The organism is Acidimicrobiales bacterium, assembly GCA_041394185.1.
Classification (GTDB): Bacteria; Actinomycetota; Acidimicrobiia; order Acidimicrobiales; family Poriferisodalaceae; genus JAAETH01.
The window spans coordinates 257,703-268,887 of sequence record JAWKIQ010000004.1 but is presented as its reverse complement, the minus strand read 5'-3'; the positions used below and the strand labels follow the sequence as shown (position 1 = coordinate 268,887).

9 protein-coding genes are annotated in these 11,185 nt (G+C 64.9%); 3 read left to right on the top strand and 6 right to left on the bottom strand.

Annotated elements, in window-relative coordinates; genetic code table 11:
* Positions 1-12: 12 nt before the first annotated feature.
* The 4 genes from R2770_19130 to pobA are packed head-to-tail and all read right to left on the bottom strand — an operon-like array spanning position 13 to position 4,308.
* Positions 13-897, bottom strand: a complete 885-nt coding sequence (locus R2770_19130; GenBank protein MEZ5282576.1) for an amidohydrolase family protein — start codon at positions 895-897, stop codon at positions 13-15.
* On the bottom strand, positions 894-1,871 hold the full coding sequence (locus tag R2770_19125) for a Gfo/Idh/MocA family oxidoreductase (protein MEZ5282575.1): 978 nt from the start codon (positions 1,869-1,871) through the stop codon (positions 894-896). The genes R2770_19130 and R2770_19125 overlap by 4 nt, the downstream gene beginning before the upstream one ends.
* Complete coding sequence (ligA, locus tag R2770_19120; GenBank protein MEZ5282574.1) at positions 1,868-3,142, bottom strand: protocatechuate 4,5-dioxygenase subunit alpha; 1,275 nt, start codon at positions 3,140-3,142, stop codon at positions 1,868-1,870. Before ligA ends, R2770_19125 begins: the two co-directional genes overlap by 4 nt.
* A complete protein-coding gene (gene pobA, locus R2770_19115) occupies positions 3,142-4,308 on the bottom strand; it encodes a 4-hydroxybenzoate 3-monooxygenase (protein MEZ5282573.1) in 1,167 nt (388 codons plus the stop codon). Before pobA ends, ligA begins: the two co-directional genes overlap by 1 nt.
* A gap of 98 nt (positions 4,309-4,406) precedes the next feature.
* Between pobA and R2770_19110 the strand changes: the two genes are divergently transcribed.
* Both R2770_19110 and R2770_19105 read left to right on the top strand, forming a co-directional pair.
* Entirely contained in the window at positions 4,407-5,423 is a 1,017-nt protein-coding gene (locus R2770_19110) for an amidohydrolase family protein (protein ID MEZ5282572.1), read from the top strand.
* 47 nt (positions 5,424-5,470) lie between these two features.
* Positions 5,471-6,283 carry an HDOD domain-containing protein gene (locus tag R2770_19105; protein ID MEZ5282571.1) on the top strand — a complete coding sequence of 271 codons (813 nt, stop codon included), beginning with the start codon at positions 5,471-5,473 and terminating at the stop codon, positions 6,281-6,283.
* 127 nt (positions 6,284-6,410) lie between these two features.
* On the opposite strand, the gene R2770_19100 is transcribed toward R2770_19105, so the two are convergent.
* The gene (locus R2770_19100) at positions 6,411-6,740 is read right to left on the bottom strand and encodes a hypothetical protein (protein MEZ5282570.1); all 330 of its coding nucleotides are present in this window, start codon (positions 6,738-6,740) and stop codon (positions 6,411-6,413) included.
* Positions 6,741-6,795: 55 nt separating this feature from the next.
* Between R2770_19100 and R2770_19095 the strand changes: the two genes are divergently transcribed.
* Positions 6,796-7,794 (top strand): LLM class flavin-dependent oxidoreductase, encoded by a 999-nt coding sequence (locus tag R2770_19095; protein ID MEZ5282569.1) that lies wholly within the window; start codon positions 6,796-6,798, stop codon positions 7,792-7,794.
* Here the strand turns inward: R2770_19095 and R2770_19090 are convergent.
* A complete protein-coding gene (locus R2770_19090) occupies positions 7,791-11,006 on the bottom strand; it encodes a hypothetical protein (GenBank protein MEZ5282568.1) in 3,216 nt (1,071 codons plus the stop codon). The genes R2770_19095 and R2770_19090 overlap by 4 nt on opposite strands.
* Between the last annotated feature and the right edge of the window lie 179 nt (positions 11,007-11,185).

The following is an 11,185-nucleotide window of genomic DNA, read 5'->3' as shown; positions in this document are numbered from 1 at the left end:
ACCAGCGATGGCTCAGCTGCGCAGGTCGTAGAGCCTTTCGGGGTTCGAGACCAAGATCTGGTTTCGCAATGTCTCGTCAGGGGCGAAATCGGCCAGCAGGTCGACCAGGTCGCCGTCGTCTGGCTTGTGGCGCACGTTGGGGTGGGGCCAATCGGTGCCCCACAGCACCCGATCGGGAGCGGCCTCGATGATCGCCCGGGCGAAAGGCACGACATCGTCGTATGGCGGCGGGCCACCGGCGGTCAGGCGTTCGGCACCCGAGATCTTCACCCAGGCGCGTTCGTCGCGCATCAGCTCGAGCAGGGCCGCAAACGGCTCTTGTTCGAGCCCGTCTGTCACCGGCACCCGACCCATGTGGTCGATGACGTAGGGGCAAGGCATGGAATCGAGCACGCCCATGTGTGAGGCGATGTCCTTGGCGTCGAAGTGCAACACGATGTGCCAGTCGAGCTTTGCGACGCGGTCGACGATGCTCCAGAAGTCGTCCATGTCGGGCGCGCCGCCCAGATGGGCAACGAAGTTGAACCGGGTGCCGCGCACCCCAACGGCATGAAGATCGGCCAGTTCGGCATCTGTCACCGAAGCATCGACCATGGCCACCCCGCCGTACCTGCCCTGGCCGCGCACCAGTGCATCGACCATGGCCGAGTTGTCGGTGCCGTGGCAGCTGGCCTGCACGAATACGGCCCGGCTGAGCCCCAGGGTCTGCTGCAGCGCCTCGAAGTCGTCGATGCCCGAGTCTGGCGGTGTGTAGGTGCGGTCGGGCGAGAAGGGGAACCTGGCCGCAGGCCCGAACACGTGACAGTGCGCGTCGGTGGCGTTGGGGGGCGCCACGAATGCCTGCGGGCGATGCGGGCTGGGGTGTGGGCCGGGAATCGGCTTGATCTGGTCTGTCATGTCGTTTGACCCTCGAGCAGTTGGGCGATCTGCGCGATCACCTCATAACACGGCAACACCGCGCCAACGCTGGCGTTGGGTTCGCGGCCCTCGGCGATGGCTGCCAGGAACTCGCGGTCTTGCAGCTCGATGCCGTTCATCGACACATCGACCTGCGACACGTCGATGGGCTGGTCGTAGCCATCGACGAGGTCGTCGTAGCGGGCGACGTAGGTACCGGTGTCGCCGATGTATCGAAAGAACGTGCCCAGCGGACCGTCGTTGTTGAACGATAGGGCCAGGGTGCACAGAGCACCCGAGCGGGTCTTCAGCTGAATCGACATGTCCATGGCGATGCCCAGCTCGGGATGGATCGGGCCCTGCAACGCGTTGACCTGCACCACCGGGCTGCCGGTCTGGTACTGGAACAGGTCGATGGTGTGGGCGGAGTGATGCCACAGGAGGTGGTCGGTCCAGCTGCGCGGCTGACCCAGCGCATTGGTGTTGGTGCGCCGGAAGAAAAACGTCTGAACGTCCATGTGTTGGATGTGGAACTCGTCGGCGCTGATGCGGTGCCGTACCCACTGGTGGCTCGGGTTGAACCTGCGGGTGTGGCCACACATGGCGACCAGACCGGTGCGCTGCTGGGTCTCGACCAATGCCCTGCCCTGGTCGATGTCGTCGCACATCGGTATCTCGACCTCCACGTGCTTGCCTGCTTCCAGGCACGCGATGGCCTGGCGTGCGTGGTCGGGTGTGGGAGTGGCCAGGATCACTGCGTCGACATCGTCGCGCCCGAGAACCTCGTCGAGGTCGGTGGTCCAAGACGGCACCGCGTGTTTCTCGGCAGCGGCCTTGGCGTTGTCGCCTATCGGGTCGACCACTGCTACCACCTGCGCGGTGTCGATGGCGGCCAGACCCTCGAGGTGTTTGTTGCCGAACGCTCCGGCTCCGGCCACCGCGATTCTGGTGATCATCGGATCTGTGTCGCTCATCGGGCCTCCTCCAGGACCAGGTGCCCCACGGCCGTGTTGCTGGCAGGTACGTGGTAGAAGCGGTGAGTGACCGTTGGGGTGGCGCCGCCGTGCAAGTCGGCCATGGCACCCCTGGCCACCAGCCACATCACCAACTCGATGCCCTCCGAGCCCGCAGCGGTCACATAGTCGATGTGGGGCACGTCGGCCAGACCCTCGGGGTCGTCGATCAGGCGATCGAGGAAGGTGTTGTCGAATTCGGGGTTGATCAGGCCCGCCCTTGGCCCTTGCAGTTGGTGGCTCATGCCTCCGGTCCCCCACACCTGCACGTTCAAGTCGTCGGGGCCTCGGTACGAATCGATGGCGCGCCTGATGGCCTTTCCCAGCGCCAGGCACCGGCGGCCCGAAGGCACGGGGTACTGAACGACGTTGACCGCAATGGGCACTACCCGGCACGGCCACCGGTCTGGCTGGCCGAACATCATCGACAGCGGCACGGTGAGGCCGTGGTCGACGGGCAGTCGGTTGGCGATGGTGAGGTCGAAGTCCTGCTGGATTACCGATTGGGCGATGTGGGCGGCCAACTCGGGGTGGCCTTCGACATCTGGCACCGGGCGCGGACCCCAGCCCTCGTCTGCGGTTGGGAACACTGGCGCGGTTCCGATGGCGAAGGTCGGAATCAGGTCGAGGCTGAAGGCGTTGGCGTGATCGTTGTAGACCAGCACAACGACATCTGGCGGGTTGTCCGCGATCCAGCGTTTCGACGCCTCATAGCCGTCGAACACCACCCTCCAGTAGGGCTCGTCCACCTTGCCTTGATCCAGTGCCACCCCCATCGCCGGCACGTGAGAGGTGTAGACGCTGGCGGTGACGCGAGCCGTGTGTGTCTGGCCGGTGTCTGGCACCGGTGCCGCGGCCGCCGACTCGAAGGGCTGGGGTCTGCGCCCGCCCGACAGCATCATGTCGCGGTACTCCTGCTCGGACATGCCCGTCATCGAGCCGGCCATCTGCTGAAAGCTGAGGCCGTCGGTGGCGCCGATCTTGGCCAGGAAGTAGATGTTGCCGCCCAGGCCGATCAGGCGATTGAGGTCGCGGTCGAGCACCCCTTGCTTCTGCTCTTCGGTCATCGGCCAATCGTCCAGATACGCGCGCTCGTCGGCCTTGAACCGGGCCCGGTTGGCCTCCGACATCAGCGACATACAGAACTGGTTGAGCCAGTGGCCGTGCCGCGACTGGTCGGCATCGAAGATGGTTGTTCCTGGAATGTCCAGGTATGGCTTGTCGGCAGTCATCAGAGTGGTAGTCCAACGTATTGTTCGGCGAGGGCGCTCTGGGCCGCTCGCGACGAGGCGAGGTAGCGCAGGTCTTCTTCCTGGGCGCGCTGATCGAAGGCGCTCTGGTCGGGGAAGCGATGCATCAGCGTTGTCATCCACCACGAGAACCGAACGGCCGACCACACCCTGCGCAGAGCCGTGGCCGAATAGTTCTCGAGGGGGGCCGGGTCGCCCGCGTATTGCGCTGCGATCGCTTGGCTCAGGTAGTGAACGTCGCTGAGCGCGAGGTTGAGGCCCTTGGCACCGGTGGGTGGAACGATGTGGGCAGCGTCTCCTGCCAGGAACAGCCTTGCCCACTGCATCGGCTCGGCCACGTAGCTTCGCAGCGGGGCTATCGACTTCTCTATCGATGGGCCGGTGACGATGGCCGATGCCTCGCTGGCCGGAGCCCTTCGAAGCAGCTCAGACCAGAACCGGTCGTCGCTCCAGTCGTCGAGCGAATCGTCGAGCGAACACTGGACGTAGTAGCGGCTGAGCATGGGGTTGCGCTGCGAGCACAGGGCAAAACCGCGCTCGTGGTTGGCATAGACCAGGGTCGGCAAGGGAGGCACCTCGGCCAATATCCCCAACCAGCCGAACGGGTACGACTTCTCGAACTCGGTCACGGCCGACGCGGGGATGGTCTGGCGACTGACACCGTGGAACCCGTCGCAGCCAGCGACGAAGTCGCAGTTGATGCTTTCGGCGACGCCGCCGTGGGTGAACGTCACCCTGGGATGATCGGTGTCGATGTCGTGGATGGCTACGTCGGCCGCCTCGAATCGCACGTCCAGACCGGTCTCGTCAGCGATGCGATACAGGTCGTGCTGCAGGTTGGTCTGGCCGTAGGCCATCATCGGTCGCCCCGACAGCTCGACCATGTCGATCTCGAGCACCGACTCGCCCCGCCAGCCCAGCTTGATCGAGTCGTGGACGTGTCCTTCGGCATGCATGGTCGTTGCGGCGCCGGCACGTTCGAGTATCTCGACGCTGGTCCACTCGAGCACCCCGGCACGAATGCGGCCCAGAACGTATTCACGGGTTTTGCGCTCGAGCACCACCGACTCGATGCCGTGGGTTCGCAGCAGCAACGCCAGCGTCATACCCGCAGGCCCGGCACCGACGATCACGACACGTGTGTTCATGGGCCGGGTCCTCTTCGGTCGATCTGTGGCTGCAGTCGTCAGGATGGCAACATGGACCACGAGCGGGTTGGGGTCAAGTCCGCGGGGAGCGAGGGGCCATGATCATCGACTGCCACGGCCACTACACAACGACACCGCCGGGTGTCGGGGTGTGGCGCGACGCTCAGGTGGCGGCAGTCGAGGCCGATCCGCACCACGTGGGCGAGCCGGGCGTCATGTCGGTGTCCGACGACGAGATCCGCGAGTCGATCGAGTCGGCGCAGCTGCGCCTGCAGCGAGAGCGCGGAGCCGACCTGACCATTTTTTCGCCTCGCGCCAGCTGGATGGGCCACCACGTCGGCAACGAACACACCTCGCGGTTCTGGTCGCAACACCAGAACGATCTGATCCGACGGGTATGCGACCTGTATCCCCAGAACTTCGCGCCCGTGTGCCAGCTACCGCAGTCGCCCGGCGCGCCCATTGAAGGGTCGGTGGCCGAGCTGCGGCGTTGTGTGGAGGAGATGGGGTTCATCGGGTGCAACGTCAACCCCGATCCTTCGGGCGGCCACTGGAATGGCCCTCCGCTGTGGGACCGCTACTGGTGGCCGTTGTGGGAGGCCATGTGTGAGCTCGACGTTCCGGGCATGATCCACGTGTCGACTTCGTGCAACGAGAACCTGCACTTCACGACATCGCACTATCTCGGCGCCGACACCACCGCGTTCGCACAGGCACTGACCTCGGGTTTCATGGCCGACTTTGAAGGCCTTCGCTGGATCATCCCCCACGGTGGTGGTGCGGTTCCGTATCACTGGGGTCGTTTCAAGGGCATGTCAGAAGACCGTGGCTGGGACTTCGAGGGCCTGCTCGATCACATCTGGTTCGACACGTGCGTATACCACCAGCCCGGAATCGACCTGCTGGTGCAGGTCGTCCCAACCGACAACATCTTGTTTGCATCCGAGATGGTCGGTGCTGTGCGCGGCATAGACCCCGACAGCGGCAACTACTACGACGACACGAAGATCTACATAGACAACTCACCGATGCTCAGCGACCAACAGCGCCACCAGATCTTCGACACGAACATCCGGCGCGTCTTCCCCAGGCTCGACTTGCCCACTCAGTTCTGACGAGCTACTCAAAAGTGAGCGTGGCTTTCCGATTGGAGGCCATGGTCATGACTGAACAGACACCGGACCTCGATGTCGGTCAGTACCTGAACTGTGCTGCCCTGGTGTCGGATCGATCCTCGTACACACTCGCGCTGCTCGAGTTACTGGACGATCCCGACGCAGATCGCCAGAGCGTTTCCGAACTGATCTCGGCCGATCCGGTGCTGGTCAGCAAGCTGCTGGTGCTGGCCAACAGCGCCTGGATCGGTGCCAGGGCCGAGTCGACGAACGTGTGGGATGCCATCAGGGTTCTGGGGTTCACGATGGTGCGCAACCTGGCGATGGCCAACCTGGTGAACCTCAGCGCCTCCAACCCCCACCTGCCGCGTGGCTACGTGGACCACGCCGTCGCCTCGGCGGCGGGTGCAGCAGCCGTTGCCGAACGGGTGGGCTTGAAGGTACGCGACGCCTGGAGCGTTGCGCTGCTGCACGATCTGGGTGTGGTGCTGCTGTCGTCGGCCCACGGCCTTGAAGCCGTCGCAGGCTTGGCGACCCGGTCTGTGGCCGACGAGGTGGCCGCCAACGGATTCGACCACGCGGCCCTTGGCGCTGCTGTTCTCGAGCGCATGCGCCTGCCCCGGATGGTCTGCGAGGCGATCCGCGATCACGTCCGGCCGGCCGACTCGGGCGGGTCTGCACTGTCGATGACGGTTCGGGCCGGAATCGCCCTGGCCGAAGCCGGTGGCGCCGCAGGCTGCTCGGCCCCACTGGGCTCACCCCAGGCGTTCCTGCGCGAGCTCGACCTCGAGTACGAGCAGACAGCAATTGCCGCCGACATCGAAGCCCACGCCGGCCGACTCACCGACCTTCTCGGCTGACCGACCAGGGGCCAGGGGCCAGCGAGGGACGACCGAGTCTGTGTCCAGCTCTTAGCGACAATGTTGGCGAAAGCACGGGCATCCACCTCCCGGCACCCCTAGTTGTCGCTAAGACCTGGACACGAACTCACCCAACCCATCCGGCCTCATCACCCAGCGACGCAGCTCGACGAGCCCGCATCCGCACCCGACCGGCCGTGGTTCTGGGGATTCGCCCGGCCCGGTATCGCCCACGGCCCACCCGCACCACGCGGCCGTGCGATACCTCCCAGCGAAGCGCATCGGAGATGTCCTTGCTGAGCCGTCCACCGGTGCCGATGCCTGTGGCCCGAAACGCACCGACCAGTTCTGCGACCGTTACCTCAGCGGGTGCTCGATCGTGAATGTGTTGGGTAATGAAGGCACGAATGTCAACCGGGCGAGGCACGTTGTCGCCATATCGGGTTCGTTCTGGCATGCCCTCCATGGTCGTGGGTTGGTGTGACATTCGAATGCCGTGCTAGTTCAGTCTCATGAACCAACCTCTCCGATTCGGTGTCATGTACGACTGCCGCTATGTGCCCGGTGGGCCACAGACGATGGCCGATGTCTACGGCGCCACCATCGAGCAGGCCGCCTTCGCCGATCAGTTGGGTTTCGATCACGTGTGGTTCACCGAGCACCACTTCTGCGAAGACGGCTATCTGCCGGCCTTCCAACCCCTTGCAGGTGCCATCGCCGCCCGCACCCAACAGATCCGGCTTTCCAACGACATTGCGCTGCTGCCCCTGTACCACCCGGTGCGTTTGGCCGAGGAGTTGGCCGTGCTCGACAACATCTCCAACGGGCGGATGGAGTTCGGCATCGGCATGGGCTACGTGCCAGAGGAGTTCGAGGCCTTCGGCCGGTCGCTGCGCAACCGTGTGTCGCTGACCGAGGAGGGCATCGACATCTTGCGCCTGGCTTGGGGCGATGGGCCCTTCAGCTATGAGGGCAAGCGCTACCGACTCGACGACGTCGAGGTGTTTCCCAAGCCTGTGCAACCGGGCGGCCCTCCTCTATGGGTGGCCGCGATGAAAGAGCCGGGCGCATTGCGCGCTGCGCGCAAGAACACCCACCTGCTGCCGCAGGGGCCCCGCAAAGATGTCCTCGACCCGTGGCGCCAAGCGCTGCTGGCCGACGGACGCGATCCCGGCGACTACCGGGTGGGCATCATCCGATCGGTGTACGTCACCGACGACCGCGAGCGCGACTGGCCGCTGATCCGCGAAGCCGAGCGCTTCCGAATGAAGGTCTACGACAAGTTCATGGCCGAGACCCCAGACGACTACGGCTGGGGCGACCCCGATCGGATTCCACAGAACGTGGTGGTGGGCACCGCCGAAGAATGTGTCGAGACGCTTCGGTCTTTCATCGACGAATACGGCATCACAGACATTGCCACCTCCGGCCTGCCACCAGGTATCGACCCCGATTACATGGCCACCAACCTCGAACGACTGGCGACCGAGGTGATACCCCAACTGCGCTAGAGCGGCTCGAGGCCCATCAATCGTCTGAGGCTGTCACAGCGCTCGGCGAGGTCGGTGCGGCTCTCGAGCCTGACCAGGTCGGTCAGCAGGACCGTCGACCACAGCACCGATCCGGTGCGATCTGCAAAGGCCAGAGCCGATTCGAGATATGTTGGGTCCCTGGTGACGAAGTAGGCGTAGCGCTCGGCGGGCCCGAGGCACACAGCGCCCGCACCCAAGACGATGTGGGTGTCGCGCCGAGACGTCATCACCTCCAGCACCGCCCGACGGTCGCGGGGCTGCAGATCGGTGCCCACCGCTGCTGCAAGCAAGGCGATGGCGATGCTCGACTGGGTGCCGGGCACCTCGAGCACCTCGTTCAACAGTTCATGTCCGGCCTGGCGGACATTTCGACCTTCGATGGCGTCCGACAACATGGCCGCAGCTCTGATCAGCGGCGAACCTTCCATGCCCTTGCCCGTCTGCTCACGAATCGCCTTCATGAGGGCAAAGTCCTCGGCGATCCATGCGTCGACGAACACGAAAGTGCCATAGGCAGCGAGACCGTCGCCGATCGCCCAAGTGCCGGAGAACTCGGCTGCTTCGCCCGCGGCCGCACGAGCCTCATCGACGCGACCCGCCACGTGATGGAGCGAAGCACCGAGGAGCTTCGAATGCCACTGTCTGACGATGTCGTGGTCTTGTTCGGCCGCCAGTCGGGCGTCAGCATTCGCCTCGGTCGCCGCTCTCAATCGGCCGATCTCGAGGCGGCTTATCGCGGTCAGCTGGCTGAACCGCGACCGCCACGAGGGGGGAACCCGCTCGGGCGCCAGCACATCGGTGAACTCGCGATAGCGGCCCAGCGGGTGAACGGTCGGGCCGGCGGCCAACCACTTGCAGAGTGCTGCGTGGGCGATCTGGTCGTCGCTGGTGGCGGTGCGCAGCGCGACGTCGGCCTCGGTGCGGGCCAACTCCAGTTGACCGGACAAAGCCGCCTGCCTGGAGATCGCCATCGCAAGGCTCGACCGCCGTTCCGTCGGTAATCGAGAGCGGTCGATCGCCAACAGCTGCCTGATCCGATCCGGCTCGCCCTCTGTCTGCTCTGCCTCCGGCAAACCTGCAAGTGCAGCGTCCATCGCTGCGGTGTGATCGTCGGCGGCCAACGCATCTTCGTGGGCTAGTGACCGCACGCGACGTGCGTGAGTCGCATCTCCGACGCGATGCAGCACCGTGGCGTATTCGATCAGTGACCGGTATGGCAAGCGGCCGACCGCCAGAGCCTCGGCGGCCCTGAAGCGTTCCAGAGCGGCGCGCAAAGACCCTTCTGCCAAATAGAGCCGGCCCGACGCCAGCAGATCAGTAACGACCTCACTCGTGTCCAGCACTGCCGCGGCCGCCAGTGAATGGCGGGCCGTGTCATGCACACTTGATGAGAGCTGTCGGGCCTTCAGGTGGCGGCCGATGCGACTGGTCGGATTTGAAGCAGCGAGGAAGGCCTCCGCTGTCGATTGGTCGCGCAGCGCATACAGCTCGGTTCCCGGCTGCTGAGCCAGGAGGCCCGCCGCGACCAGTTCTTCGACTGCGGCACCGGAGCGTTCGTCATCGAGTTCGGCGGCGTCCGAGATCGTCACCAGGCTGCAAGGCCGCGCCAGGATGGCCAAGGCAACGCCAACCGCCCTGGCGTCGCGACCCAACTCCCTCACAGCAGACACCAGCGGGTTTCCCGAGGGATCCGGCGGCACCATCAAGGCACCAGCTTCATCGACGAAACCGCAGAGGAACCCGAACACCGAAGGGTTTGCACCCGAACGTTCCAACAGATCGACGGCCAGCGCCTTGCGCCGCGTGCCGACAAGCGCGATGTCGGACCCGTCGAGCATCATCAGGGCCTCGTCGACGGTCATCGGGGCAACCGGGTGAGCCGATGCCCGATCGAGTTGAGATTCGAGAGTCTTCGGGGCTCCGGTCAACACCAGCATCACCGGGAACCGATGAGGTCGCGACTGCAGATGGTGGAAGAAACTACGAGACTCGGGGTCGAGCTTGTCGAGGTCGTCGACGATCACGCACCGGGGTGAGCCCTCGGAGTCGAGCCCCAAGGCGGCGCCGGCCGAGCTGAACATCCTGAGGTTGAGCGACTCCTCGGTCTCGAAGTGGCTGACTTCTGATGTGATGGCCAGATCACGGTCATCCAGCGGAAGTGCACCAAAGGGTGTGCCATCGCTGAGGGACCCGTCTATGTAGGCAACCCGAACACCTCGTTCGATCAACCGGTCGGCGACCTCGGCCACGAACCTCGTCTTGCCCGAACCGGCCGCGCCCTCGACAACTCGGGCGACCGGTGGGGCCGGGTGGCGCCGCAGAGTTGCTGCGTCCAGCAGGTCGGCTGCCAAGCTGTCGGCATCGGCCGCCCGTTTGGCCCCGATGGGCCGAGTTGCGGCCACCCGAAGAGCTTCGGGCAACATGGGTGCATCGTCGGCCTCCCCGGCGCTCGGCACTGGTTCGGCGATTGCGTCGACAAGCGCAGCCTTGGACGCCACCTCGCCGAGCTCGGCCGCCCTCGATGCCAACCCTTCGTCCAGCTGTGCGGCAGCGTCGACCGCTTCGATGATCTCAGCGACCGCCGCATCTATTCGGGCTGCCGCTAGGCAACCGACGATTTCGTCGGCCAACCGTTCGTTCGTGTCGGCCAATGCCATGAAGATCAAGAACCTGATCTTTCTGGCACTCAGGCCCGCGCAGCGCTGTTTCACAAACCGCGACGCCAGCACTCGTCGACAGGTCTGGATCTGGCGGATCGAGGTTTCGACGAACAGACCCCCCTCTCCCCCGTCGTATGGCACACCGGTGGCCAGCAGGTGGGCCACATCGGCGTCAGACCAGTCGACGTTCGGATCGTCGACGCGGTCGAGAAAGTGCCAGACGTCGATGTCTACGACCGACCCGTCGACGGCAAATCCGTCGGACGTGTCGACGATTGCCTCGCGCCCCAAGACCTTGCGGATCTGCGACTTGTTGTTGCGCAGCTGACTGCGCGCTGTCGGGCTGCGCGGATCGTTGTACAGCTCGCCGAGCAGGTCCAGAACGCTTGCACCCGCTGGACCCGAGGCAACAAGAGCACACAGGAGTCCCATGGCTCGCGACGTCAGCTTGACAGGGCGACCGTCGACATAGACAGCGCACGAGTCGAGCATCTGGATTCGTGGTCGTGAACCGAAGGATCTGGCGTTCACGCTCGCATCGACCTCCCACCGTTGGCTGATGGTGCGAGCGTAGAGCGGTGGACGGGTGCCCACCGCACCCGCCCACCTTTGGAACCCACCGGTCCTCGAGATCCCATGGTCTCTCAACAGGCCGCAACCGGGTCGCAACTGGTAACTCGACTTAGTTGCTAGCTCCCCGATGGTGAAGA

Excerpts from the sequence above, each read along its gene's own strand:
- R2770_19130 (MEZ5282576.1), bottom strand. The coding sequence starts at position 897 with ATGACAGACCAGATCAAGCCGATTCCCGGCCCACACCCCAGCCCGCAT.
- R2770_19125 (MEZ5282575.1), bottom strand. The coding sequence starts at position 1,871 with ATGAGCGACACAGATCCGATGATCACCAGAATCGCGGTGGCCGGAGCC.
- ligA (MEZ5282574.1), bottom strand. The coding sequence starts at position 3,142 with ATGACTGCCGACAAGCCATACCTGGACATTCCAGGAACAACCATCTTC.
- pobA (MEZ5282573.1), bottom strand. The coding sequence starts at position 4,308 with ATGAACACACGTGTCGTGATCGTCGGTGCCGGGCCTGCGGGTATGACG.
- R2770_19110 (MEZ5282572.1), top strand. The coding sequence starts at position 4,407 with ATGATCATCGACTGCCACGGCCACTACACAACGACACCGCCGGGTGTC.
- R2770_19105 (MEZ5282571.1), top strand. The coding sequence starts at position 5,471 with ATGACTGAACAGACACCGGACCTCGATGTCGGTCAGTACCTGAACTGT.
- R2770_19100 (MEZ5282570.1), bottom strand. The coding sequence starts at position 6,740 with ATGCCAGAACGAACCCGATATGGCGACAACGTGCCTCGCCCGGTTGAC.
- R2770_19095 (MEZ5282569.1), top strand. The coding sequence starts at position 6,796 with ATGAACCAACCTCTCCGATTCGGTGTCATGTACGACTGCCGCTATGTG.